Raw genomic sequence first — 25,841 nt, forward strand, 5'->3', positions numbered from 1 at the left:
GCGTCAGCGAAAATGTGCTGCCTGACCCGATGCAATCGCGGGCAAGCGCGCTCCTACAGCTGAAAAGCATCCCAGTCCGGGTAGTTTTTCCTGTTTGATGAGAGCTCGCGGACTCCTACAGAATCGGCCTCAACCTCGAAGACTACCCGTGCCGATTAGCCGGAATGGGCAAACCAAGGTGTTCGCGCAGGGTGCTGCCGGTGTACTCCTCGCGGAACAACTTGTGCTTGCGCAGAATCGGCAGCACGCCGTCGATGAAATGCTCCAGGCCTTCCGGGAAGTAAGCCGGCATCAGGTTGAAACCGTCAGCGGCCTCCCCTTCAAACCAGGCGATCAATTCGTCGGCCACGGTTTGCGGCGTACCGACCACAATTTTGTGGCCGCGGGCACCGGCCGCCAAATTGCAGATCTGTCTGAGGGTCAGGCCATCGCGATGGGAAAGATCCAGCAGCAACTGAGCACGGCTTTTCATGTTTTGTGGCAGCGGCAAGTCGGGTAAAGGCTGATCAAGGTCGAAACCGGACAGGTCGTGGCCGAGACGATCAGCAACCATCAACAGTGCGGCTTCCTGGTCAGTCCAGCTTTGCAACTGATCAAAGCGTGCCTGCGCCTCAGCGGCCGTCGCGCCAAGGATCGGCATCACGCCCGGCATCACCAGACAATGCTCCGGCCTGCGACCATGAGCGACGACCTGGCCTTTGAGGTCGCGATAGAACTCCTGAGCCTCTGGCAGGCCCTGCTGAGCGGTGAAGACCACTTCACCGATCCGTGCGGCCAATGCCATGCCTGGCCCGGACGAACCGGCCTGAATCAATACCGGATGACCTTGCGGCCCGCGCGTTACGTTCAGCGGCCCGGCGATGGAGAAGTACTCGCCCTTGTGATCAAGCCCGTGCAGTTTGGCCGGATCGAGAAACACGCCGGAATCCCGGTCCTGTACATAGGCGTCATCTTCCCAGCTGTCCCACAGCCCCCGCACCACATCGACAAATTCTTCGGCGACGGCGTAGCGCTGGGCGTGGTCCGGATGGGTCGCGCGGGTGAAGTTGGCGGCACTGTCATAGCCGGTGGTCACGACGTTCCAGGCAGCTCTCCCGGCGGATAAATGATCCAGCGTGGCGAACTGCCGGGCGATGGTGTAAGGCTCGCTGTAAGTGGTGGAGGCCGTCGCCGCCAAACCGATTTTCTCGGTAATCGACGCCAGCGCGCCAAGCAGAGCGACCGGCTCCAGGCGCACGATCATCGAAGGATGTTCCTTGCCGTTGGTGACCAGTTTGTCGCCAAAAAAAACCATGTCGAATTTGGCTCGCTCAGCCGCCAGGGTCAGTTGACGGATCAACGGGAAGTTCTCACTGCCCGCCTGAGCACCAGGGTATCGCCAGCCAGCGGAATGGTGACCGGCAGCCTGAATGAACAGGCCCAGACGCATGTGTCGATCTTGCTTGCTCATGGAAATCGGCTCAGCAAAAGAGTAATGGAAGTGGTTTTATGCATAGAACAAAAAGGAATAAAAAGCAAACACAACAACAGCTTTTATAATAAAAACAAATGATCGCGACTGTCCATGCCCTCTGCCGGACTCGCACAGTAGACAAAGCCTTATGCGGGGCCGAATTTCTGTAGGAGCTGCCGAAGGCTGCGAAGCATTTCATCCTGGACTACCGCGATCGCAGCCTTCGGCAGCTCCTACAGTTCCTGCGTTTGCCGCGCGACAATGTGGTGACAGGATCAATCGCACCCTCAAGGTAGGAAACCAGACCATCCGCGGTAATAATGCCCGCACACTTTCTGCCGGAGCCTTCTGCCGTGGCTGTTCCGCAAGCTATTTTGCCGATCTTTCTGTTGATTGTTCTGGGCTACTTCCTGCGTCGTCGTGGCACGTTGTCGGCGGAGAGCAACAAGGCCTTCGGCGAACTGGCATTCAAGCTTTTCATGCCGATGGTGCTGTTCATCGGCATGGCCAAGGCGCCGCTGCATGAAGGCTTGAACACCACGATTCTGGCGGCCTATTTCATACCGGCGCTGATCGTCTTTGCCGGGGTCAATCTGGTTGCTCACTGGCGCATCGGGCATCCGACGCCCTTTGGTCTGACCGCAGCGTTCGGCAATAACGGCTTGATGGGCATCGCGCTGGTGGCCAGTCTGTTTGGCAACCCCGGTCTGGTGCTGCTGTTCACTATCCTGGCGGTGCATAGCCTGTTGTTGTTCAGCTTTCAAAGCCTCTACAACAGCCTCGCCGGTGATGAACCGTTCAGCGTCAAAACCCTGGTGGGCAGTCTGGCAAACCCAATGATCATCGGATTATTGCTCGGCGTGCTGCTCAATCTGTCGGGCCTGACGATGCCGCTGTGGGCCGAGCACCTCACCACCTGGCTGGCCCAGGCAGCCCTGCCCTGCGCCCTGATCGTGCTCGGCGGCAATCTTGCGGGTTACCGCCTGCGACCCAGCATCGAGGCCGTCGGTATTACCGTTGCCAAATTGCTGATCATGCCGGTGCTGGTGTTGGTGACCTGCATGATCATCGGCATCAGCGGTACGCCGCGAGCGGTGTTGATGCTGATGGCAGCAACACCTTGCGGTTTGAACGTGCTGGGCTTTTCACGCACGCAGGAAGACGTGCAAAAAACCAGTTCGGCGATTTGCCTGTCGACGCTGGTGTCGGCGGTGACCATGCCGGTCTGGATGTGGATCGAGAGCTGGGTTTGATTGACGGGAGGCAGACCGGGACGCCTGAAGAAGCTGCGTCCCGGGAAGGGCTTACTCTTCGGCGCGCTTGACCAGATGATCATGCATGGCGCGCTCGGCGCCTGCAGGATCATTGGTTTTGATGAAACCGAGAATGACTTCGTGTTCCTTGATGGTCATTTCCCGGCCTTTGAAACGCAGCATGTCCTGACGGTAATCCGCCATCCATTCGAGAATTGCCCGAGAGATGGCGACGTAGATCGGGTTGCCGGAAATTTTCGCGATTTCGCCGTGGAATTCCATGTCGGCCGGAATAAACTCATCGGTCTCACGGTGCTTGTGCATTTTTGCCAGCGCCGACTCCAGCCGGGCGACATCAGCAGGCGTGGCCTTTTCAGCGGCCATTTTGACCAGTCCGGTCTCGAAGAAGGTACGCGCCTGTCGGAGATGATCAACGTTTTTCGCCGAACTCGACAACAAATGACGCGCTGCCAGATCAATCTGGCTGATCATCGAATGCATGTCCACACGACCGACTTTGGCTCGCTCGCCATGCTGAATACTGATCATGCCCATGCCGGCCAGGCGCTGCATGGCTTCGCGAACGACCGGGCGGCCCACGCCGAAGGTTTCCATCAGTTCGCGCTCAGCAGGCATCTGATCGCCCGGCTGAAGGTTTTCCTCTTCAATGAGACCGATCAGTTGCTCAAAGACGATGTCGGAAAGCTTCTTGCGTTGAATCAGGCGTTTCTTGATCTCTGGCATTACTGAAGGTGGCTCCATGGAATGCATCACGTGAAATGCATAAAAAAACGGCAACGATGACGCGATTATAATCCAGGCTCGCGGGCGAGGTGGCAGTCGATTAACGCCACCGCCCATGGCCTCAGCACCAACGCTGCTTCGTTATCGATCGGTTGCAACGCACTGAAAAAGTCGGGATCGGACAGTGCCTGTTGGCAGGTCTGTTCATCCAGCAACCTTGAACCCGTCACTCGCATCGCGTCCAGCGTAACCTCCTGAGGTTTCGCGCTCAGATTGGCCAGCCATAGTCGCACGTTACCCTGCGCGCCCTGCAACCAGCCGAAGGCAATAACCTGCGCAACGGATGCGTGAAAGCTCAGGGCCTGTTTGCCCCGCGCCCGAGCGAGACCTTTGAGCACGTGAAACACCGGCCAGTATTGATGCGTGTGTGCGACCGCGAATGGCTCATTGACCGCCCATAAGGCAATTGCGTTCACTGCGCTGACGTGTGCGGCGTGATAATGCGCCAGTGTCCAGGCGGCAGCGAGCAAGCTGGTTTGTCGGGGATCCTGATTGCTCAGGGTCAATCGTTCGCGCTTCGGGTTAGGGGTGAGTTGCCCGCCATAAGGATTGCGCCAGGCACCGATAGCACTGGTGGTGATGCGATAGGGCTTGCCTGATGCCAATTGCAAACCGGAGCGGAATACGTCGGGCAATGCCTCCAGTGACTGCACCAGTGAATAGTCGTCAGCAGCATGTACCAACGGCGAGGTGGCGTGGGTCAGGTAGTCAAAACTGTCGCTGGCCGGTCGGCAGCGGTTGAGCTCCGTGAAGAACGTCGGGAAGCCACCACCGATCAGCATCTCCGGCAAATACTCCCGCGCCAGTACCGCGACCTGATTCGGCGTCAGGCCCTCTGGCCAGCGTCCGTCAGGTTGATAGCTCTCAAGATACGCCGCAGGCGTGAGCAGAATGCCGCGCACCGCTGCCGAGCTGCCGCGGATCCGCTCAGCCAGCGTCGAAAGCTGCGCGTGCGGCCGTTGATCGTCAACGACCACCAATAGCCACACGTCTGTAGCTGCATTGGCGCACAACTCCAAGGCGCCACGCAGTTGATCAAAAGCAGCGGCGTCACGCAGGTCCACCAGCAACTCCAGATGCGCACTATGAAGTTGCTCGATCAGCTTTACTGCGCCGTCTGTATCGTCCAGACGATTGTTGACCCACAGCCCCTGCCCTAACGCCGGAAATGGATGGTCGGCGTGGCCTGCGTAACGAACAGAAACCGCATTCATGCGTACACCCCGGAGTGGTCCAGCAATGACAGGCTGATGCTTTGTTCGATAAGCTCGCCTTTGCCTAATCGATAAGGACAAGGCCACGTCAGCGGCCGGTTATAGGTCTTGAAAGAGGCGTCACACCAATTGCGCTGATCCTCCATCTCGAATACGTCACCACTGAAATCCCATTGCAGCTTAAGGCCCGACGCCGGCGAGTGAACCAGCCGCCGGATATCAAGGAACGGCTGGCCGGGCGCAATCAGGTCGGGGAACGTACCGTGCTCAATGCTCCCGTCGCTATGGGTCACACTGACCGGGGAGTTCACTACGCCCTTCAGCGGGTGCAGCAGCATCAGACCTGCTCGACACGTCACGAAGTTCTCCAGGGCCTGCAAGCGCGCGCGCACCCAGATGCCCCGCAAGCCGACATTCATATCGACCCACCACTCCAGCAAGGGAACGCCATCGATACCGGCTACGCATCCGTCGACGATCTGTCGCCAGCCCTGATCGTCGGCAAAGGTTTCGCAAGCACGCTGATGCAAGGAATGAGTGCCCCAGAACTCGTCACGGATCACCAGGCCGACGCTGCGCAAAACTTCCGTATCACCCAGCATCACGCCACGTAATTGGGGGCCTTGCACGCGAAAGCGAAAAGCAGCCGCTGACGTTTCCATACTCTCGACATCAGGCTGATCCGTGCCATACAGACGCAGGGAGAGCGAACTTGATGCTGCCATCGGGGGCACTCCGTAGGTTCTTGTTATAGGTGCACACCGACAGATTCACGGTGGTCGGAGGCGCTCAAATTAGACTAGCAGCACTGGTATGATGATGATATATAGTGATGACAGAACCTCCTGACAAATACAAAAAAATCGCTATAAAGCGAGGAGCGTTGCATGAGCTTAGTGTCGTCTGGCAAAAACCCGACTGTATCTACGCGCAACCTGTCGGCCATCATTCTGTTGGTTACGGCGGTCGCCATATTGCTGACGACGTCGGTCCTCAATGGACCGCTGCTCAGCGTCCGCCCTCTTGACCCGCTCACCGGCAAAGTCATCTTCAACGATGCCCGCTCTGCCAACGCGCAGGGGCAAAATCAGAAATTCGCCCTCGCGAGCTTTGACGCCGAACACTACGTGGCCGAGCAATGGTCGCCTGATGTCGAAAGCGTCGTGGCAAAAAATACGGCAGATCTGGCTGAGGTACTGAACGCGATCAATCAGAACGCGAGCGAAGCCAGTAACCGTTATGCGGTGCCCCACAAGGCTCAATCAAAAAATTACATCGTCAGTGGTCGCGCTCGCGTTACAGAGGTGAACACCAAGTCGCCCATGGGGCTGCTGAGCCTGGAATTAGTCGATAGCTCACTGACCAGCACGGCAAAAATCCAGTTGCTGACCGGGCCCTTGGTCATCAGCACCGCGTTGCGCGATGTGGCCAACAATATGTCGCTGAACAACTTCACCAATCAGACGCAATATGCGGATGTGGCCGCGGCACTCAACAAGAAGGCCCTGGCACAGGCTTATGCAGCAGCCCCGGTCGCCGGGCTGGCGGGTAAAACCATCGAATTCACCGGCGTGTTCAACCTGCAGTCGCCCTCTTCGGTACGCATCGTGCCGATCAGCCTCAAGGTGGAGGAGTAGATCATGCTGATCGCTTCTCAGATTCAATCTGCTCCGGCGTTGCGTCTGGAAATGCACGCGCGGCAAATCAGCAAGGTCTATCAAGGCACGACCGCGCTCAAGGCTGTGGACTTCGACGTGGTGCATGGCGCAGTCAATGTGCTGATCGGCGAAAACGGAGCGGGCAAGTCAACGCTGATGAAGATTCTGGCCGGTATCGAAAAACCCACCTCCGGCCAACTGTTCAGTGGTGATCAGCCACTGACACTGAGCGATCCACGCCAGGCCATGGCGTTGGGCATCGGCATCGTGCATCAGGAACTGAACCTGTGCCCGAACCTTAGCGTGGCGGAAAACATGTTTATCGGCAAAGAGCTGCGAGCCAGCTTTGGCCGGGTTCGCCATACCGAACAACGCCAGCTGGCTCACGCCACTTTGAAACGTATGGGCCAGGACATTGATGTCGATGCGCTGGTGCAGAACCTGAGTATCGGCAAACGGCAGATCGTCGAGATCGCCAAGGTGCTGGTCAGTGACGTGCGCGTGTTGATTCTGGATGAGCCGACTTCTTCGTTGAGCGAAGCCGAGGTCGAGATTCTGTTCTCGCTGATCAGTGAGCTGAAGCAGCAAGGCGTGTCGATCATCTACATCTCGCACCGCCTCGAAGAGCTGATCGAAATCGGCGATTACTTCACCGTGCTGCGTGACGGCGCGCTGGTCGGCACGGGTACCCGCGACGAGGTCACCGTTGACTGGTTGGTGGAGCGCATGATTGGCCGCCAGATGACCACCGAATTACGCGCAGGCTGTGGGCCCGAGGTTCACGAAAATCAGCCGGAAATGCTGCGGGTCAGCGACCTTGAGGTGGCCAGCGAACGAGGTTCATTGCTGCTCAACAAGGTTTCATTCAGCGTCAAACGCGGCGAAATCGTCGCGTTTTATGGACTGATGGGCGCCGGACGCACCGAACTGTTCGAAACCCTGATCGGCTTGCGCAAGGCCATTGGTGGCCAGATTCAGGTCAACGGTCACAGCCTGCCGCTGGTTCAGGACATTGCCGGGCGGATCAAGGCCGGGATTGCTCTGGTCCCGGAAGACCGCCAGAAGCTGGGCCTGGTCAGCGGTGCTTCAGTGCGCGACAACCTGTTGCTGGCCAATCTCTCCCGATATAGCCGCTTCGACGGTCTGGCAAACCCGCCCATGGATGCTGACGTCGCCCACATGATCAGCGAGCTGCACATCAAGACCGAGAACGCTGGCGTGGCCATTTCTTCACTGTCCGGAGGCAACCAGCAGAAAGTTGTAGTGGGCAAGAATCTGCTGACCGAACCCCATGTGCTGCTGCTTGATGAGCCAACCCGCGGCATTGATATCAAGGCCCGTCGCGAGCTGTTCGACGTGCTGGACCGATTGGCAAAAAGCGGTCTGACGATCCTTTACGCGTCCAGTGATCTGAAAGAAATCCTCGGCGGCGCCGATCGCGTTCTGGTGATGTGCCAGGGCCGGATCACCGCCAACCTGCCCCGCGGACAGCTGTGCGAAGCAAGCCTTGTCGCGTTCTCACAAGTGGTACGCAAAGATTCCGCGGCGGCGCCCAACCCGAATAAGAAGGAGATCGCCTGATGGCCGAGTCACTGTCACTGCATGCCCGCAAACCTCACGCGCTGAGTCTGCGTTCGCTGCCATTGCTGTTGCTCAAGCTACGCGCCTATCTGGCGTTGATGCTCCTGGTGATTCTGTTCGCCTCGATTGCGCCATCGTTTCTTTCCGCGCGCAACCTGGTGATTGTTGCCGAACAGGTCGCCGTGTTTGCCATCCTCGGTATCGGCATGACCTTCGTCATTCTGGCAGCCGGTATCGACCTGTCAGTGGGTGCAATCGCCGGGCTGGCGGCGATGGTTGCCGGTAGCCTGATCGCCGAAGGCTTGCGTCTTCCATGGCTGGGGGTCGCGGTGTTTGGCAGCATCCCGGTGGTGTGCATGGTGACTCTCGCGCTTGGCACATTGGTAGGCGCCGTCAATGGCTGGTTCATCACCCGCCTCAAAGTCACGCCGTTCATCATGACCCTGGGCATGCTCTACATGGCACGCGGTGCTGCACAACTGGTGTCCGGCGGTGCGACTTACGGCGACCTGGGCGGTCAGGCTGAGTTGAACAACACCGGCTTTCTGCTGCTGGGCACGGCACGAGTGCTGTCGGTGCCGGTATCGATCTGGCTGATGATCATCCTGACGCTGGTCGCGGTTTACGTCAGCCGCAAAACGGTATTCGGTCGCCAGGTGTTCGCCATTGGCGGCAATGAACGCACTGCCGAGTTATCTGGCGTGCGGGTCAACCGGGTCAAACTGGGCACCTACGCAATTTCCGGCTTCTGCGCCGCGCTGGCCGGTTTGATCATTGCTTCGCGTCTCGGTGCAGCCAACCCGGCTATCGCCACGTCTTATGAACTCAACGCTATTGCCGTCGTAGTGCTGGGCGGCGCGTCGCTGTTCGGCGGGGTCGGCACCATTGGCGGCACCATCATCGGAGCATTTGTGCTCGGGGTGCTAAGCAACGGCATGGTGTTGGTAGGGATTTCCGATTTCTGGCAAACGGTCATCACCGGCGCGGTCATTGTGCTGGCGGTGGTCGTCGACCAGTTGCAGCGGCGCGTGGAGAAATCCAGCGCTGAACGCGAGGCCAAGGCCCAGGAAGACAGGGGGAAGGCAGTCGCTAACCTTTAATCAGCAAGGGATGACAATAACAATGAAAATCCGCTTCTCTCGTCAGATGTTTTCACTGGCTGCGCTGTCGCTTTCGATCTGCGCCGCCCACGCCACTGCCGCCGACTTCAAGCCTGCCGAGCATTTGATCGTGATCATCACGCCCTCGCCCAGTAACGCGTTTTACAAGGCAGAGTCGGACACGGCAGAGGCCGCCGCGAAAAAACTCGGCTATCGGACCAAAGCCCTGGTGCATCAGGATGATCCGGATATCCAGCTGCGGCTGGTGCAAACCGCCATCGGTGACAACGCCAGCGCGATCATCCTCGACAACGCTGGCTCCGACGCGTCCATTGCGGCGGTGAAACGTGCTCAAGAGGCAAAAATCCCGACGTTCCTGATCGACCGTGAGATCAACGCCAATGGCGTGGCAACTGCGCAGATTGTTTCCAACAATTCTCAATGTGCGACGTCGGTGGCCGAGTTTTTCGCTGATCAGGTGGGCTTCAAAGGTGAGTATGTGGAATTGACCGGGCGCACTTCGGACGTCAACGCTCACGTACGTTCCGAAGGGTTTCACCGTGTGCTGGATCAGATCCCTGACCTGAAAATGGTTTCGCAGCAATCGGCTAACTGGGACCAGACTCAGGGTTACAACGTGATGCAAACCATCATTCAGGGCAATCCGAATATCGTCGGTGTGCTGGCGGGTAACGACACTATGGCGTTGGGGGCGGCGGCCGCGTTGAAAAATGCGGGCAAGAGTGAGGTGATCGTGGTGGGCATCGACGGTAACCCGGATGTGGTACGTCAGATCGCTGCGGATGGCCCGATCGTTGCGACCGGGCTGCAGCAGGCGACGCAAATGGCAGCCATGGCTGTGGAGCAGGCCGATCAGTTTCTGCGCACGGGTAAGACTGATAAACCCGAGAAGCAATCGGTGGATTGTGTGTTGGTGACCAAAGAGAACAGCAAGCAGGTGCGTGATGGCGGGTTCGGGATGCGGTGACTGCTTCTACCCCGCCATCGGCATAGGTATTACATACCGTTGATTTGAAGGTTGGGTACATATCCGTTGCAGCGGTAGTGGCTGATATTGGTTGCGCCCTTACGGCGCGTCACTTTTGGGGCCGGAAGCCGGCCCAGCCAAAAGTAACCAAAAGGCCTTTTCCCCACCACTCGGCACCTCGCTGTCGCTCGGTGTACCCGCCCGCAGATCCTGAACCGTGGGCCGCCGCAATGGGCCATCCATGGCCCGGTGCGGCTAACCCGGCGTCCTTGCCCCTCTTCAACTCAAGAGCGCCCCACGCTTCAGAATCTGCGTTCGGCCAGCGTGGTTTAACGGGGCGCCCAAAATCAAAAGCGCGGCGGCCTGACAGCCAACCTGATTTGTGAACTTACCTATCTTCTTCTGGAGCTGCCGAAGGCTGCGAAGCGTTGTGTCAGACAAGGCCTGTGTTGGCTGTGCTGACGTCTCGCGAACAAGTTCGCTCCTACCGGTCCGAGGCGATCCTGCTGCTTTTGATCTGCTTTTGATTTTGACCTTAGGCGCCCCGTTAAACCACGCCGGCCGGAATTCGACATTGCTGCGTGGGGCAAACCGGCAGGGATGCCGGTTTAGCCGCCTCAGGCCATGGATGGCCGGTGGCGGCGACCCCGCGCAGCAATGTCGGATTACGGGTATGCCGAGCGACAGCGAGGCACCCAGTGGTGGGGCAAGAGCGTTTTGCTTACTTTTGCGCTCCATCAAAAGTGAGGCGCCGTAAGGGCGCAACCAATACCAGCCGTTACCGAAGAGATGGATATGCACACAATGAAAGATGCGCCACTCAGAACACGAAGATAAAAATCACCCCCAACGCTGCGGCCTAACGGTAGTGCCCTTTGCCGCCGACTCATACGCCGCCTCCACCAACGCCTGGGTATTGAAATTGTCACTGCCACAGGTTTCAGCGGGTGTCCCGGACCGCTGATTCACTAACCACTCCCGCTGCAGACGCAAGACACTTTCCTGAATCGCAAACCACGGCGCCTCAGCCCAGCCCGGGATGCTCGGCGTAACATCAAGCAAACGCGTCACACCCTCGGCGTGTATTTGCAGACTGAAATCGGCCAGCAACCGCAGCGAGCCTTTCTCGCCATCGATCTCCAGCAGACTCTGCGGAAACGGGTCTTTTTCAACACGCGTGGCATAGCTGAGATCCACCACACTGGTGACACCGGAATCATGGGCCAACAACAACGTGGCGACGTCCTCGCCGTTGATGACCGGATTGACCCGTCGGGTTTCGCAGGTCAGACGGCTGACATCGCCGAACAGCGCACGGGAGATATCCAGCACATGGACCCCCAGGTCTTCGATGATGAAGCGCGGAGTCTGGGCCAGATAAGGTTGCAGGCGATACACATCGAACCCGCTACGAAAACTGATGCGACCAAAAAACGGCGTGCCGATCACACCCGAGCGCAGCTGTTCGATAGTCGCGCGGATCGCCGCCTGCCAACGGAAATTCTCATGCACGGTGAGGCTGACCCCGTGCTCGGCACAGGTATTGATCATCACTCGGGCGTCATCAAGGGTCAGCGCGAATGGCTTTTGGCAAATCACCTGAACACCGGCCAGAGCCGCCATCAACACCAGCGGTTTATGGGCAACCGGCGGTGTCACGATGTCGACGAAATCGAGTTGCAACTCATTGAGCATGACTTGCGCATCGGTGAACTGCGCTGCGCCGGGATGATGGCTGGCAAAAGCAGCCAACCGTTCGGCATCGTTGTCGCACAAAGCAACTATTTCCACGCCCTCCAGTTCCTGCCAGGCGCGCAACTGGTTAAGCGCAAAAAATCCGCAGCCGATCAAAGCGCCACGCAACGGTTTAGCGTTCGGCATAAAAACTCCTGTTCAGCCGGATAGACAGAAACAAAAACGCCCGGAGGTATGAGCCCCCGAGCGCAACGTTAGCGGTTAACCCGGGTTTATCAAGCAGCGTCGGCCTTGCGCACCGCATCGATCTTGAGCATGCGGGCGATGATCAGATCCAGCTCCTTCTCATCGAAGATCTTTTTCCAGTCCGGCTTGATGATTTGCTCACGGCCGTAATCGATGGCGATCAGACAGGCATCCGAAAATGGATTGGTGCTGCGGAAAGCCACCGCCAAGGCGATCTGGATGTGCCCGTACAGCATGGCTTTGGCCGCGGCTTCCGGCACGCCAATGCGGTTAATGGTTTCGTCCAGCGCTTCCTTCATGAAGCTGCCAACCATGCACGCCACGGTTTCGACCAGCGTCGGTTCGAGGTAAGCCAATTGCTTGACCGTGACCCAGTGCACTTCCCCCACTGGCCCGTACATCACGGCGATGATGTTGGCCAACTCGGAACGCTGTTTGTCATTGCCGGTTTCGAAGGCAGCACACACGTCCTGAATCGCGGCGGTGCCACCAAAGGCGTCGGCGTGCTCTTCTTTGGTGGTGCGCTCCAGGAAAACCGAGGGGTGGCACGGATGAGCCACAGCCTGGTGAATCCCGTCACGCTGGGCCAACAGCCCGGCATAGGAAGCAGCAGGGTCGAGTGTCAACAAGATCGCGCCGTTTTTCATCTGCGGTACCACCAGCCCGGAGACGGTTTCCAGCGCGACATCTGGCACAGCGAGGATAACCACATCAGCGTGAGGCACCACTTCCTCGGTCACCGACAACTGCCGTCCGGAGGCCAGAATCTGCTCCTGCGCCCGGGGCGAGTTTTCACAGTAGGTCACACTGTAATGGCTGCCTTGCAGGTTCTTGGAAATGCGCATGCCCATCTTTCCGCCAGCGCCCACAATTGCAATTTTTTTGAGTTCGTATGTCATGGGGTCACTCCTCGCTTTGCTTAGCATTCAGGTAGTTCAGGTTGTGTCGGGTCCACTGATCTTCGAGCGCGCAGGTTGTCGCGGCATCTGATTGCCATGGCAGCCAATGCTCGATGATCTGGTTGATGTTGTTTTGTTCAGGATTCACTTTCGCCCGCATGTAGTCGTAATCCAGCAGGCCCTCACCCATCGGGCAGCCCGCGAAGGTGAACCCCACCCAGCCATCGCGCCGGGAGAAATTGAAGTCCTTCACGTGCAGGTTCAGCACTCGCTGAGCGGTCATGTCGATGACGTCTTTCGGGTGTTCCAGCGCTGCCACGCAGTTGCCTGGGTCCAGGCAGATGCCGAGCCACGGACTGTCGACACGCTCGACCGCATCGAGAATGGTCCGCGTCGGTACCTGCTCGTAGGTTTCCAGGGCGAGCTTCACGTCCTGCTCGACAAAGCGTGGCATTACCGCTTCCAGCAAACCGAACGCTTGGTCCGGGCTCGGCTTATAGCTATTGCTGTTGAACATGCTGCGCAGCAAGCGAACATCGAGCACCTGGGCGATTTGCAGATATTTGATCAAGTGCGCGGTTTCCAGCCCGCGAGTGCCCAGTTCCAGAACGATCCCAAGCTGATCAGCCTGGGATTTAAGGGCCTGAAGCTGCTCCGTCGAGAACGCTTCAATGCCCCGGTAATCGCAGATCTGGAATACACCGGCGCCGAGTTCAGCGGTGTGTTGCAGCATTGCCGACAGGTCCATCGGGCACGGTACCCGCTCGGAACCGCGCCAGAAAAACGAATAAGTACTCAGGCCGATTGCCATTGCTTAGCCTCCTGCGAGGTCGCCACGCTGCGTTCACACACGCGCACCGCCTCTTCGAGAATCGATTTGAAAGCTGCGGGGTCGTGGGCAAAACGGCCGAGAAAAAGACCGTCGACCTGAGCGCCCAACTGGCTGAGCAGCCCCGGTCCGGCACTGCCGCCGTAGATCACCCGCGCGTTACTCAGGCCCTCACCGGCAAGGCGACTTTTCAGTTGCGCGCAGACGCTGCCAATGTAATCCGGCGAAGCAGCCTGACTGGCGCCAATGGCCCATTGCGGCTCGTAGGCAAGAATCAGATCACCCAGCAGACCTGCATGCCTTGCAGCGCTCAACGACGCTTGCAGTTGTTGCATGCAGACCTGCACGGCATGCTCGATCCCCCTGTTATCTGCCTCGCCCAGACACAGCACCGGGGTTAGAAAATTGCGCCAGGCAGCAGCTGTTTTGTCAGCGATGTTCTGATCAGTTTCTGCGAAATAGCGGCGTCGTTCGGCGTGACCGATCTCCACCACCTGACAGCCCATTTCCTTGAGCACCGCCGGGCTGACTTCACCGGTGTAGGCGCCCTCGTCTTCCCAGAAAACGTTCTGCGCGCCGACCTGAGCACTGCCCGCGAAAATTTGCAGAGCGGGCGCCAGCATTGGAAAGCTCGGGATAATGAATATCTCGACCGCGCCACTGCGCACGTGCGCCTGTTGCTCAATGTGCGCGGCAAGGGCTGCGCACCAGTCCAGCGTGCGCTGGTAGCCGAAATACATCTTCAGGCTGACGCCGAGCGTCACCACCGGGGCGCGTGTAGAGGCATTCATCTGGCGCTCACTCGCTCGTAATCGCTCAAGGTCTTGACCTTAAGAGCCGATGCCGAAGTTTCGTCAAAGTGATAGGTCAGCCACTCCTTGAGCAGACGCCGGGCCAGTTCCAGGCCAATCACACGCTGACCGAATGTCAGCACTTGAGCGTTGTTGCTAAGGATCGCGCGCTCGACTGAAAAACTGTCATGTGCGGTGACTGCGCGGATGCCGGGCACTTTATTGGCAGCAATCGCCACGCCCAGCCCGGTGCCGCAAATCAACAGTGCCCGATCGGCGAGCCCTGCCGCGACTTTCTCGGCAGCTGCGATAGCCACCAAGGGATAAGACGTGTGGCTTTGGGCATCAACACCAACGTCCTCGATAAACTCCACCAGTGGATTGGCCAGTAAATCGCGTTTGAGGGCTTCCTTGTATTCGTAACCGGCATCATCGCAACCGATAACGATGCGTATTTTGTCACTCATGGACTGTCTCCTCGGAACGGCTGGACGCGCGAATGCCAGCCAGCAGCACCGGCTCGATCGCATTGATAATCAGGGAAAGGGAAACCGCACCGGCATCCGGAGTACCGAGGCTTTTTTCAGCCAGCGGCCGCGCACGACCGATCCGTGGCCGCAGCTCAGCCGTGGCGGCAGCGGCCTCTTCGGCGACCCGTGCAGCGACGCTCCACGCTTCGCCCAGCTCAAGACCGCGCTGTGCTGCTTCGCACAGCGCCAGGCTGAATGGCACCAACACATCCACCATGGTTTTATCGCCAGGCTGGGCCTTGCCGAAATGCATGATGCCCTCGCTGGCTTTGCGTATCCCTTCGGCCACCAGATCTGCATCCGGATCAAGCCGGTCACCGAGTGTGGTACCCAACGCTGTCAAGGCAACGCCCCACAGTGCACCGGAGGTGCCACCGGCTTTATCGGCCCAAGCGTCTGCCGCACAGCGCAGCAACGTGCCTGCGCCGCAGTCGAGGGCCAGGATTTCCCGCGCCTTGGCGACCGCAGCCATGACCCCGCGCTGCATGCCAATCCCGTGGTCGCCGTCACCGGCTACGGCGTCGATGCGACCGAGTTCGTCTGCATGTTCCAGCACAGTGGCTTCGGCCCTTTCCAGAGCCTGCAACACGCATTTGGCCGAGCGGCGGGATTTCATGCTGGCGGGAGGAATGACCTGTTGCTCGACCAGTTGCAGGTCGAGAACATCCGACTGTTTAGCCAGTAATACCGAGCCTTTCCGGTAGGCAGGCGTCGAGACTGGCGCACGCCAGAAAAGCTCCAGCTCTTCATCCAGCCAGCACAGGGTCAGGGACACTCCGGCCATGTCGAAACTGGTCACCAGCTCGCCGACCTCGGGCTCAACCACTGTCAAACCTGCAGTGTTCAGCAACTGTGCAACGCGCCGGTAAACCACAAACAGCTCTTCATACTTCACGCTGCCCAGACCGTTGAGAATCACCGCAACGCGCTGACCTTGCGCCTTGTCGATGCCGTTCGGCAGCTCATCAAGCAACGCGGCGACCAGTAATTGAGCCAGTTCGTCAGCCGTCGGCACCGGACCCTCATCGATACCCGGCTCGCCGTGGATACCCATGCCCAGCGCCATTTTGCCGTGAGGCACGTTGAACAGAGGCTGATCGGCCCCCGGCAGCGTACAGCCGGAAAAAGCCACGCCCAGTGAGCGAGTGCGATGGTTGGCATGCCGCGCTACACGCACAACTTCGTCGAATTCATAACCGGCTTCAGCAGCCGCGGAAGCGGCCTTGAAAACCACCAGATCACCGGCAATACCCCGGCGTTTATGCAACTCTGCGACAGATGCACTGGAGATGTCGTCGGTGACGGCAATCACTTCGCAAGGGATGCCTTCCGCGTTGAGACGATCTCTGGCCAAACCGAAATGCAGCACGTCTCCGGCATAGTTGCCGTAGCCCAGCAATACGCCGCCACCTTTGTGCGCAATGCGCGACACGTTGTAGATCTGCTGCGCCGAGGGCGAAGCAAACAGGTTGCCCATGACCGCCGCATGGGCGAGCCCCTGCCCCACCAGCCCGGCAAACGCCGGGTAGTGCCCGGAACCGCCGCCAATCACCACCGCGACCGAACCTGCCGGGGTATCTGTGCTACGCACTACCCCTCCTGGAACCTGACGAACCTTGTCGCCGTGTACCGCAACAAAGCCCTCCACCAGTTCACCGGCAAAGGCTGAAGGCTGATTGAATAAACGCGTCATTTATTATTCTCCCTGTGTGACAGGTTGAGGCCCGGCCATATTCGCGGCCGGAGCGACTCTTCGTTGGCTACCGAGCGCGACCATGAGAATCGCCGACATCAGCATCAACCCACCGACGACAAACATCGGCACGGTATAGCCGCCGGTACTTTCCTTGAGCATCCCGGTGACAAAACCTGCGGAGAAGCCAGCAACGTTGCCCACCGTGTTGATCAGCGCCACCGCAGCAGCGGCGGAGGCACCGGTGAGAAACTGAGTCGGCAAGGTCCAGAAGTTGGGCAGCGCAGCGAAGATCGAGCAGGCGGTGATGGTCACCACTGCAACCGTCGTGGCGGGCGAACCCATGGCCAGCGCCAGAGGGATGCTGACTGCGCCGGTCAGCGCCGGCAGTGCAACGTGCCAGGTACGGCAGCCACGTTTGGTCGCGTCACGTGACCAGAAGTACAAGGCCACTGCAGCGGGCAGATAAGGAATAGCGGTGATCAGCCCCTTCTCGAAGACGGTGAAGGTGGTGCCGAACTGCGCCTGGAACCCACCAATAATCGTGGGCAGGAAGAACGACAACGCATACAGGCCGTAGATGAAACCAAAGTAGATCAGGCACAGCACCCATACGCGGCCGTTCAACATTGCGCGGCCTACGCTCAGGTGACCCTGGCTGGATTGGGTCTGCTGCTGTTCACGCTCAAGCTCACCTTCCAGCCAGGCCTTTTCTTCGCTGCTCAGCCATTTGGCATCGGAAGGCTTGTCCACCAAGTAGTACCAGGCGATGAAGCCGACCAGAATCGCGGGCAACGACACCCCGAGGAACATCACTCGCCAGCCCGCCAGACCGAACAGCCCGTCATGCCCGATGAACCAGGCCGCCAGCGGCGCGCCAATCACCACGGTGAGCGGCTGCGCCAGATAAAACAGCGAGAGGATTTTGCTGCGGTAGCGCGACGGCACCCACAGGCTCAAATAGAGAATCGCACCGGGGAAGAAGCCCGCTTCGGCCACGCCCAGCAGCAAGCGCAAGCCGTACAGCCCTTCAATGCTGCTGACCCAGGTGAAAAGCAGCGACACGATGCCCCAGGACACCATGATCCGCGCCAGCCATTTGCGGGCACCGAAGCGATGTAGCGCCAGGTTGCTGGGCACTTCAAGAAGGATGTAGCCAATGAAAAAAATCCCGGAAGCAAGGCCGAACTGCGCGATGGTCAAGCCCAAGTCCTGGGTCATGCCATTAGGGCCTGCAAAAGAGATGGCCGTGCGGTCCAGGAAGTTGATGAAAAACATCAACCCCACGAACGGTACCAGCCGGAGTGAAATCTTGCGGATGGCCGATTTCTCGACGCTTTGGGATGCGGAGACAGTTGACATGTCGTTTCTCCGACTCATCTACGGCGAGCGCTAGCACGCTTGCTGATGTGATGAGGTGATTTCTTATTTTGATCGCTGTAAGGCAGCGATTTCACCTAAGCCAGGGCGCTTGGCGAAGCGACTGACCTGGCTAAAGGTTTAGCATGCACATTTTCATTTGTATACTGTGATGATGGTATGATCTCTATACCTCGACCACAAAACGCTTTCTCTTGGCTTCGAAACCATTGAGTTTGAGCGGCCGCGACTAAATCGAACCGCTTGTCAAAAAATGAAAAGGAGTGAGGATCAATCAGCAGGCAGGAAGCTTACGTCTATGTCGCGGGCAACACTGAGTCCGCCGTTACAGGCACTCCTGCGCCGCCTGCTCGAAACTGGAAGGCGTGAAACTGGAAGCCAGCGGTCGACGCTCGTACAAGAACACCTTTCCTCCTGTCGGGGCTTTGTAAGCCTCGATCACGTTGTCTGCTGCAATAGCGCTGGAGACCACAATTCGATAGTGGCGCTGGCTTTGTGACAACGTCGGCGTGAACTTGCGTTCCTGTAACTTGGGCACCAGGCAGTCCGTGTATTGCTCGGGTGACTTGGCCGTTTGCAATACGCGGGTCGGCTGATTGGGCGCAGAAGCACAGCCAGTCAGAAGAGAAACGGCAAGTGCTGAAGTACAAAAGAGAGAGAGACGCATTAACGAAATCCTGAATAACAAATCTGCCAAAGGGCAGGGTTTCCAATGCCGGGTATTTTCCGGATTTATTCAGGAAACAGAAGTTTTAAGTTGTGATGTTGAATATTGTTTAGAACGATAGTTTGAAACAGGCCTGTAAAAGCCAACTTATTGGCGAGACCCAATATCTGAGTCCGCCTGTTTGATGTTTCGCCAACAAGTTGGCTCCTACACAGACTGTGTGAAAACGTAGCGAGCGACGGCAAGACAAGGCAAAAACAGGCGAAAAAGCGGAGTCTAGGTGTTCTAAATGAGCATTTTTCGCCTGTTTTTAACGCAGTATTGCCGAGCGCAGTAGTTTTCACACAGTCTGTACAGGTCATGCATTTAATTACTCTTGCTGAACCACGCCCCGCTCCTCCAGCATCCGCACGAACATGGTCAGGCTGCGCGATACGGTGCCTTTGCGCCATACCAGCCAGGTGCGTAAAAACCGGAACGCTTCTGCCATCGGCCAGACGCTGACGGTGGTGCAGCCCGGCATGCTCTGCAACATGCTGCGCGGCATCAACGCCAGGCCGGCACCGGCGCTGACGCAGGCAAGCATCCCGTGGTACGACTCCATTTCGAATATTTTGCCGGGCACCGCTGCGTCAGCGGCGAACCACTGCTCGAAGTGATGGCGGTAAGAGCAGTTGGAACGAAAGGCGTAAATATTTTCGCCGCTAACGTCCAGCGCTCTGCCGATCGGTGCATGGTTGAGTGGCGCAATCAGCACCATCTCCTCCTCGAACGCGGGTACACCTTCAAGTGCCGGGTGCAAAACCGGGCCATCGACAAAGGCCGCCACCAGCCTGCCCGCCAGTACGGCATCAATCATGGTGCCAGACGGGCCCGTGGACAGATCGAGTTCAACCTTCGAGTACTGCTGGTTATAGGCGGCCAGCAATTCGGGAATCCGCACCGCCGCCGTGCTCTCAAGCGAGCCAAGGGCAAATGATCCCTGGGGTTCTTCACCGGCAACCGTGGCGCGAGCCTCTCCCACAAGGTCGAGAATACGTCGCGCGTAATCGAGAAAGCTCCAGCCTGCTGGCGAAAGACGCAAGCGGCTTTTTTCCCGGATAAACAGATCCACGCCCAGATCCTGCTCCAGCTGTTTGATCCGGGTGGTCAGGTTGGAAGGCACGCGATGGATGTGTTGCGCCGCAGCGCTGATGCTGCCCTGCTCGGCAACAGCCTTGAACATTTCCAGCTGGACCAGATCCACACCATTCTCCTTTTGTGAAAGATACGCTCAGTATTATTCAGTTTTCATAAAAACTACAGCACCGTAATCTGAACGCATTCCCCACCCAACAGGACGGTGCAATGACTACTATCTCCAGCGTTACCCATGCCATCTCGGTCAACCCCGCCAACGGCGAGCAGATCGGCCATTATCCTTTTGAATCCGATGCGGCCCTCGGCGGCGCCTTGTCCCGGGCGTCCAGCAGTTATGCCACATGGCGCAAAACAGCCGTTCCAGATCGCGCTCAGTTGATGATCGCTCTGGCCAAAGCCTTGCGGGACAACGCCGCCAGCATGGCAAACATGATCACCCAGGAAATGGGCAAACCGATTACCCAGGCTCGGGGCGAAATTGAAAAATGCGCACAACTGTGTGAGTGGTACGCCGAACACGGCCCGGCCATGCTTAGCGCCGAACCGACTCTGGTTGAGGGCGGTAAAGCACAGATCGAGTACCGCCCTCTCGGCCCGATCCTCGCGGTGATGCCGTGGAATTTCCCTGTCTGGCAGGTGCTGCGTGGCGCGGTTCCGGTGCTGCTTGCCGGCAATACCTATGTCTTGAAGCATGCACCCAATGTAATGGGCAGCGCCTACCTGCTGCAGGACGCGTTCAAGCGTGCAGGTTTTGCAGACGGTATTTTTGAAGTCATCAACGTGACGCCAGAGGGTGTTTCCAAAGCGATCGCCGACCCGCGTATCGCCGCTGTCACCCTGACGGGCAGCGTACGTGCCGGTATGGCGATCGGGGCTCAGGCCGGGGCTGCGCTGAAAAAATGCGTGCTGGAACTGGGCGGCTCCGACCCGTTCATTGTGCTCAATGATGCGGATCTGGACGAAGCGGTTAACGCCGCCGTTGTCGGACGTTTCCAGAACAGCGGGCAGGTCTGCGCAGCAGCCAAACGCCTGATTATCGAGGAAGGTGTGGTGGAGGAATTCACCCGCAAATTCGTCGAGGCGACACGTCGGCTTTCAGTGGGCGATCCACTACTGGCAGACACCTACGTCGGCCCGATGGCCCGTTTCGACTTGCGTGACGAGCTGGACGGCCAGGTGCAGGCCACTCTTGGTGAAGGCGCAACGTTGTTAATCGGTGGCAAAAAAACAGAAGGCTCTGGCAATTTTTACGAGCCGACGGTTTTGGCCAACGTTACCGACCAGATGACCTCTTTCAAAGAAGAGTTGTTCGGCCCGGTCGCATCGATCATCACCGCCCGTGACGCTGCCCATGCATTGTCACTGGCCAATGACAGCGAGTTCGGCCTCACCGCGACTGTCTACACTCGCAACATTGATCAGGCTCGCAAAATGGCTGATGAACTGGAAACCGGAGGCGTATTCATCAACGGTTACAGCGGCAGCGACCCCCGGGTAGCCTTTGGCGGCGTGAAGAAAAGCGGTTTTGGCCGCGAGCTATCACACTTTGGCCTGCGCGAATTCTGCAACGCACAGACCGTGTGGCTGGATCGTCGCTAAGCGCCTGGTGATTTGTTCTACCCCGAGCAGCGCCTATCAGGTTTGCAATGACCTGAACCCATGAACTGCCCCCCAAAGGCTGGACGAGGTGTCCAGATTCTGGGGGGCAGTTCAGTTGCACCTTCCCCTCGCTCAAATCTGTTTGAGGCATTACTGGTAAACCGTGAAAGGCAGTTGCATGATGCGCGGGCCAAAACACCCGGTCTACGGACATTCGTTCAGCCCCTTCCAATGATTAAGGAGGTTAAACGCAAAATGCACCATCCGCAGGCCCCCTTGTCCTAATCGAACAACGTTCATTTCAAGTCAACCACGCCGTTGCATGTCTGCAGGTTTGAAGGAGATGTTAATGCTCGGACGCAGCTCGCCAGAGCACGAGTCAGCAAGCCCTGTCGAAATTTATGCGGCGAAAGCAATGCGAACCGGAGCGACATTTCGGCTCACGGTCATCTTCATGCTGGTTGTGATCCTCGCCTTTCTGAGCGTTGAAGGTTGGCGCACATGGCGAGACTATCGTTCCGCCTTCGCCTCTGCGCAGGACTCAGTCACCAACCTTGCACGCGCAACCGCACAGCACGCCGAAGATGCCATACGGCAAGTCGACGTGTTGACAGCGGCCCTTAGCGAACGAGTGGAAGGCGACGGGTTAGAGCATATCGATGTCCCGCGTATCCATAAGCTGCTGGTTCAGCAATCCAGAATCATGCCGCAACTGCATGGCCTTTTTATCTATGGCCCTGACGGACAATGGGTAGTGACAGACAAAGAGGTGACGCCTGAAACCGCAAACAATGCTGACCGGGATTATTTTCAATATCACCGCACTCACAATGATCGCAGCGTTCGTATCAGCGCCGTCGTGCGAAGTAAATCAACCAACGACCTGATCATCCCTATCTCTCGTCGCCTGAATAACAGTGACGGCTCTTTTGCCGGAGTGCTGCTGGGGACAATCAAGGTCAGCTATTTCGTCGATTATTACGGCGACTTCAAAATTGATGACAAGGGAGCACTGGTTCTGGCCATGCGCAACGGAACCATTCTGGTCAGGCGTCCCTTTGTTGCATCCGTGGTCGGGCAAAGCCTGGCGAACAGCGAGATTTTCAAATCCTACCTGCCCAACTCCAACGAAGGCATCGCCGCCGTCAAAGCCGTGGTGGACGATACCGAGCGCCTTTACGGCTACAGAGCACTGAGTACTTATCCGTTAGTGGTGGAGGCAGGTCTTTCGCGGGAGTCGATTGTTGCGCCCTGGCGGCTTGATCTGCTGAAAAGTGGATTGATTCTGCTGTCGTTAATTATCGTGCTGTCGATCTTTGCGCTCATTGTCTTGATCCAGTTGCGTCAGAGAATGGCCATGGAACGGGAGATCCGGGATGCTCACCAGACCATGCGGGATATGGCGCTAACCGACAGCATGACCGGGCTTGGAAATCGCAGGCGACTGGACAGTGCATTACTGGATGAGATTCGTCTGGCCAAACGGCAGAACACGTCTCTGGCGCTGATCATGCTCGATGTCGATTACTTCAAACGCTACAACGATCAGTACGGACATGCCGCTGGCGATGATTGCCTGACCGCTGTAGGTGGCGCTATCCAGCAAGCCGTTCAGAGGCCAGGGGACCTTGCCGTCAGGTACGGCGGCGAAGAGTTCACCGTGTTGCTGCCCAACACCGACAAGGCAGGCGCAACACGGGTGGCGGAAGCAATTCTGGAATCGATCAGGGCGTTGAATATCGAACATGTCTCACACCCTTTTGGCAAGGTGACGGCCAGCGCGGGTGTAACGGCCAGTCAGCCAGGCCGCGAAGAGGTAACACCCGCCAGTTTGCTGAAGGCAGCGGACGGCTGTCTTTATCAGGCGAAACAACAGGGGCGCAACTGCTGGTGTTCCGCCGTAGGCTGATCATTCATATTGAAAGTCGAGCGCGGCAATATTTGTCTTGATGCCTGGATCACGTTAGGCGGAGGATATGAAGCAAGGCTTCTCCCTACCGGTAGAACCCCTGCCAGGCCTGCATCATGCATTTGGCGCATAGGGCATTCTCAAACGTCATAACCCTATATTTTCCTGCATGGTAGTCTCGCGCCACTACGAATATGAAGAAGCCTAGAATCAGGAAACGTCATGCCCAGAATGTCCCACTTGGCGCTGCGCCAAAATTTTCGAGCGCTGCTCGCCTCACAAACCTGCTTCGAAACCGCTTCAGTCTTTGATCCGATGTCTGCACGCATCGCCGGAGATCTGGGTTTTGAAGTCGGGATACTGGGAGGTTCAGTGGCGTCGCTGCAGGTATTGGCAGCCCCGGACTTTGCGCTTATTACGTTGACTGAGTTCGCTGAACAAGCCACCCGAATTGGCCGTGTTGCACAGCTTCCCTTTATTGCCGATGCCGACCACGGCTACGGCAACGCCCTGAACGTGATGCGCACTGTTGAAGAGCTTGAGCGCGCGGGCGTGGCGGCTCTGACAATTGAAGACACGCTTCTGCCCGCGCAGTTCGGTCGTAAATCGACAGACCTGATCACCATCGAAGAAGGTATCGGCAAGGTCAAAGCGGCGCTGGAAGCACGCATTGATCCCGAACTGTCGATCATTGCCAGAACGAACGCCGGTGTCCTGCCGGTCAAAGACATCATCGAACGCACCCTGGCTTATGAGAAAGCTGGTGCCGACGGGATTTGCATCGTCGGTATCAATGATTTCGAACACCTGGAACAGATCTCGGAACACCTCTCCGTGCCGCTGATGCTGGTGACCTACGGCAACCCGCAGCTCAATGACATGCAACGCCTGGCCAGTCTGGGCGTCCGCATAATCGTCAAGGGCCATGCTGCCTACTTCGCAGCAATCAAGGCGACTTACGATTCACTGCGCGCCCAGCGTCAGGTGACCCACAGCACCTCGAACCTGAGCGCTACGGAACTGACTCACACTTACACGCAGCCTGAGAACTACGTGGCCTGGGCGAAAGAGTTCATGGACGTCAAAGAGTAATCCAGACCCGGAACGGCCCCAGGGGGAACCCTCACCCTGAGAAGATAGCGCTGCCTTTCTGATAGGCAGCGTTCAGGTGGACGGCCGGATCCTGGGTTTCGGAGTCCAGCATTAGCCCGGAGGTCACGACCTTCGCCCCGCAATAATCAAAGATACCGTGATCAATCTGCGTTCTGATCGCCGAGGCGTAGCCATGACGCTCATAGGTGCCGGCATCAGCGCCCCCTACTCCCACCAGATGCACCCTGAGACCGCCCAGCTTCTTGATCAGCTTTGCATCTGAGCTGAAGTCAAACGCCCAGCCGTTGGAAAAGACCCGGTCTATCCAGCCTTTAAGCAGCGCAGGCATGGACCACCAGTAAACCGGGTAAACGAGGATCAAGGCGTCTGCCGCGTCGATCCGTGCCTGCTCGGCAATGACATCTGCGGGTGCAGGCCCTTCCCTTCGGTGGACGGCACTGTCAGCAGCGGTGAAGCGAGGGTCGAATCCCGAGGCCGACAGATCAACTACTTCCGCAGTGTTTTGCGAATCAGCGTCGGTGATGCCCTTTGCAATATGCCTGGCGATGCTGTGAGTCAAAGAGCTCGTATCAGGGTGGCTGACGACAATGAGTGCGTGCATGCGGAAGCTCCAATGCAGATGATTGCTGATGAGTGCTGATAGCTATATACTTTTCGTACATTAACTTTAAGTTACCTTTGGTATATAAGCATGTCAAGCCAACCTTCAGCCTCGAAACCGCGCCAACGGATGTCTCGGGAAGGTCGCTTGAGCCAGTTACTGGAAGTCGCGTGGCAGATCGTTCGCGAAGAAGGCACTGAAAGCCTGACGCTTGGCCACCTCGCTCAAACAGCCGGTGTCACCAAGCCCGTCGTCTATGATCATTTCCCGACTCGCCCACTGCTGCTGGCGCGGCTCTATCAGGATTTCGATGCGCGCCAAACCGCCCTGTTTGACGAAGCACTGTGCAACGGCGACGCGAACGTGCAAGCCCGCGCCAGAGTGATTGCCGACTGTTATGTCGATTGTGTGCTGCTACAAGGTCGCGAGATTCCCGGGGTGATTGCAGCGCTGAGCAGCTCCCCTGAGCTTGAGAAAATCAAGCGTGATTACGAGCAGATCTTTATGAATAAGTGTCGCGCGGCCTTGGCCAACGACAGCAAGAACAGTCAGATTACGAATGCTCAAATGCGCGCCATGCTCGGCGCTGCCGATGCGCTGTCGAATGCCGCCGCCATGGACGAGATTTCCGCGGAAGAGGCTAAGTCAGAACTTTTCGAGATCATTCTGGCCATGACTAAAAGAGTTCATTAAGTGAG

General features: G+C 57.9%; 23 protein-coding genes. 9 read left to right on the plus strand and 14 right to left on the minus strand.

The window, feature by feature from the left end:
- Nucleotides 1-142: 142 nt before the first annotated feature.
- Entirely contained in the window at nt 143-1,450 is a 1,308-nt protein-coding gene (locus EE949_RS21815) for an LLM class flavin-dependent oxidoreductase (protein ID WP_122666209.1), read from the minus strand.
- A gap of 356 nt (nt 1,451-1,806) precedes the next feature.
- On the opposite strand from EE949_RS21815, the gene EE949_RS21820 reads away from it, so the two are divergent.
- Nucleotides 1,807-2,706 (plus strand): AEC family transporter, encoded by a 900-nt coding sequence (locus tag EE949_RS21820; protein WP_122666279.1) that lies wholly within the window; start codon nt 1,807-1,809, stop codon nt 2,704-2,706.
- Nucleotides 2,707-2,757: 51 nt separating this feature from the next.
- Here the strand turns inward: EE949_RS21820 and nanR are convergent, their stop codons facing one another.
- The 3 genes from nanR to EE949_RS21835 all read right to left on the minus strand — a co-directional run bounded on the left by nanR (nt 2,758) and on the right by EE949_RS21835 (nt 5,449).
- Nucleotides 2,758-3,450: a transcriptional regulator NanR gene (nanR, locus tag EE949_RS21825; RefSeq protein WP_122666210.1), complete on the minus strand. Its 693-nt coding sequence runs from the start codon at nt 3,448-3,450 to the stop codon at nt 2,758-2,760.
- Nucleotides 3,451-3,515: 65 nt separating this feature from the next.
- Nucleotides 3,516-4,724 (minus strand): hypothetical protein, encoded by a 1,209-nt coding sequence (locus EE949_RS21830; protein WP_122666211.1) that lies wholly within the window; start codon nt 4,722-4,724, stop codon nt 3,516-3,518.
- On the minus strand, nt 4,721-5,449 hold the full coding sequence (locus EE949_RS21835) for a hypothetical protein (protein WP_122666212.1): 729 nt from the start codon (nt 5,447-5,449) through the stop codon (nt 4,721-4,723). The genes EE949_RS21830 and EE949_RS21835 overlap by 4 nt, the downstream gene beginning before the upstream one ends.
- A gap of 162 nt (nt 5,450-5,611) precedes the next feature.
- Between EE949_RS21835 and EE949_RS21840 the strand changes: the two genes are divergently transcribed.
- Genes EE949_RS21840 through EE949_RS21855 form a run of 4 tightly spaced genes read left to right on the plus strand, consistent with a single transcriptional unit; the run spans nt 5,612 to nt 10,051 of the window.
- Nucleotides 5,612-6,361, plus strand: coding sequence for a DUF2291 family protein (locus EE949_RS21840; RefSeq protein ID WP_122666213.1), 750 nt, complete (start codon nt 5,612-5,614; stop codon nt 6,359-6,361).
- Nucleotides 6,362-6,364: 3 nt separating this feature from the next.
- Nucleotides 6,365-7,963 carry a sugar ABC transporter ATP-binding protein gene (locus tag EE949_RS21845; protein ID WP_122666214.1) on the plus strand — a complete coding sequence of 533 codons (1,599 nt, stop codon included), beginning with the start codon at nt 6,365-6,367 and terminating at the stop codon, nt 7,961-7,963.
- Nucleotides 7,963-9,063, plus strand: coding sequence for an ABC transporter permease (locus tag EE949_RS21850; RefSeq protein ID WP_122666215.1), 1,101 nt, complete (start codon nt 7,963-7,965; stop codon nt 9,061-9,063). Before EE949_RS21845 ends, EE949_RS21850 begins: the two co-directional genes overlap by 1 nt.
- A gap of 22 nt (nt 9,064-9,085) precedes the next feature.
- Nucleotides 9,086-10,051, plus strand: coding sequence for a D-ribose ABC transporter substrate-binding protein (locus EE949_RS21855; protein WP_122666216.1), 966 nt, complete (start codon nt 9,086-9,088; stop codon nt 10,049-10,051).
- A gap of 840 nt (nt 10,052-10,891) precedes the next feature.
- On the opposite strand, the gene EE949_RS21860 is transcribed toward EE949_RS21855, so the two are convergent.
- The 9 genes from EE949_RS21860 to ptrR all read right to left on the minus strand — a co-directional run bounded on the left by EE949_RS21860 (nt 10,892) and on the right by ptrR (nt 20,027).
- Complete coding sequence (locus EE949_RS21860) at nt 10,892-11,932, minus strand: Gfo/Idh/MocA family protein (protein ID WP_122666217.1); 1,041 nt, start codon at nt 11,930-11,932, stop codon at nt 10,892-10,894.
- Nucleotides 11,933-12,021: 89 nt separating this feature from the next.
- The gene (locus tag EE949_RS21865; RefSeq protein WP_122666218.1) at nt 12,022-12,891 is read right to left on the minus strand and encodes a phosphogluconate dehydrogenase C-terminal domain-containing protein; all 870 of its coding nucleotides are present in this window, start codon (nt 12,889-12,891) and stop codon (nt 12,022-12,024) included.
- 4 nt (nt 12,892-12,895) lie between these two features.
- Entirely contained in the window at nt 12,896-13,702 is an 807-nt protein-coding gene (locus EE949_RS21870; RefSeq protein WP_122666219.1) for a sugar phosphate isomerase/epimerase family protein, read from the minus strand.
- Nucleotides 13,687-14,511: a triose-phosphate isomerase family protein gene (locus EE949_RS21875; RefSeq protein WP_122666220.1), complete on the minus strand. Its 825-nt coding sequence runs from the start codon at nt 14,509-14,511 to the stop codon at nt 13,687-13,689. Before EE949_RS21875 ends, EE949_RS21870 begins: the two co-directional genes overlap by 16 nt.
- Nucleotides 14,508-14,978, minus strand: coding sequence for a ribose-5-phosphate isomerase (locus EE949_RS21880; protein WP_122666221.1), 471 nt, complete (start codon nt 14,976-14,978; stop codon nt 14,508-14,510). Before EE949_RS21880 ends, EE949_RS21875 begins: the two co-directional genes overlap by 4 nt.
- Complete coding sequence (locus EE949_RS21885) at nt 14,971-16,734, minus strand: dihydroxyacetone kinase family protein (RefSeq protein WP_122666222.1); 1,764 nt, start codon at nt 16,732-16,734, stop codon at nt 14,971-14,973. Before EE949_RS21885 ends, EE949_RS21880 begins: the two co-directional genes overlap by 8 nt.
- A gap of 3 nt (nt 16,735-16,737) precedes the next feature.
- Nucleotides 16,738-18,096 carry an MFS transporter gene (locus EE949_RS21890; protein ID WP_122666223.1) on the minus strand — a complete coding sequence of 453 codons (1,359 nt, stop codon included), beginning with the start codon at nt 18,094-18,096 and terminating at the stop codon, nt 16,738-16,740.
- Between the two features lie 343 nt (nt 18,097-18,439).
- The gene (locus EE949_RS21895; protein WP_122666224.1) at nt 18,440-18,781 is read right to left on the minus strand and encodes a hypothetical protein; all 342 of its coding nucleotides are present in this window, start codon (nt 18,779-18,781) and stop codon (nt 18,440-18,442) included.
- 370 nt (nt 18,782-19,151) lie between these two features.
- Nucleotides 19,152-20,027, minus strand: coding sequence for a putrescine utilization regulator PtrR (gene ptrR / locus EE949_RS21905; protein WP_122666225.1), 876 nt, complete (start codon nt 20,025-20,027; stop codon nt 19,152-19,154).
- Between the two features lie 101 nt (nt 20,028-20,128).
- Between ptrR and EE949_RS21910 the strand changes: the two genes are divergently transcribed.
- The 3 genes from EE949_RS21910 (at nt 20,129) to EE949_RS21920 (ending at nt 24,521) form a co-directional block, all read left to right on the plus strand.
- Nucleotides 20,129-21,520, plus strand: coding sequence for an aldehyde dehydrogenase family protein (locus tag EE949_RS21910; protein ID WP_122666226.1), 1,392 nt, complete (start codon nt 20,129-20,131; stop codon nt 21,518-21,520).
- A 349-nt stretch (nt 21,521-21,869) separates the two neighbouring features.
- Nucleotides 21,870-23,429, plus strand: coding sequence for a sensor domain-containing diguanylate cyclase (locus EE949_RS21915; RefSeq protein WP_122666227.1), 1,560 nt, complete (start codon nt 21,870-21,872; stop codon nt 23,427-23,429).
- Nucleotides 23,430-23,651: 222 nt separating this feature from the next.
- On the plus strand, nt 23,652-24,521 hold the full coding sequence (locus EE949_RS21920; RefSeq protein ID WP_122666228.1) for an isocitrate lyase/PEP mutase family protein: 870 nt from the start codon (nt 23,652-23,654) through the stop codon (nt 24,519-24,521).
- Between the two features lie 31 nt (nt 24,522-24,552).
- On the opposite strand, the gene EE949_RS21925 is transcribed toward EE949_RS21920, so the two are convergent.
- Nucleotides 24,553-25,143, minus strand: a complete 591-nt coding sequence (locus EE949_RS21925; RefSeq protein ID WP_122666229.1) for an NAD(P)H-dependent oxidoreductase — start codon at nt 25,141-25,143, stop codon at nt 24,553-24,555.
- 90 nt (nt 25,144-25,233) lie between these two features.
- Here EE949_RS21925 and EE949_RS21930 point away from each other — a divergent pair, with 90 nt between their 5' ends.
- Nucleotides 25,234-25,836, plus strand: a complete 603-nt coding sequence (locus tag EE949_RS21930) for a TetR/AcrR family transcriptional regulator (RefSeq protein WP_122666230.1) — start codon at nt 25,234-25,236, stop codon at nt 25,834-25,836.
- The last annotated feature ends 5 nt before the right edge of the window (nt 25,837-25,841 follow it).

Origin of the sequence: Pseudomonas viridiflava, assembly GCF_900602065.1 — a bacterium.
GTDB lineage: Bacteria > Pseudomonadota > Gammaproteobacteria > Pseudomonadales > Pseudomonadaceae > Aquipseudomonas.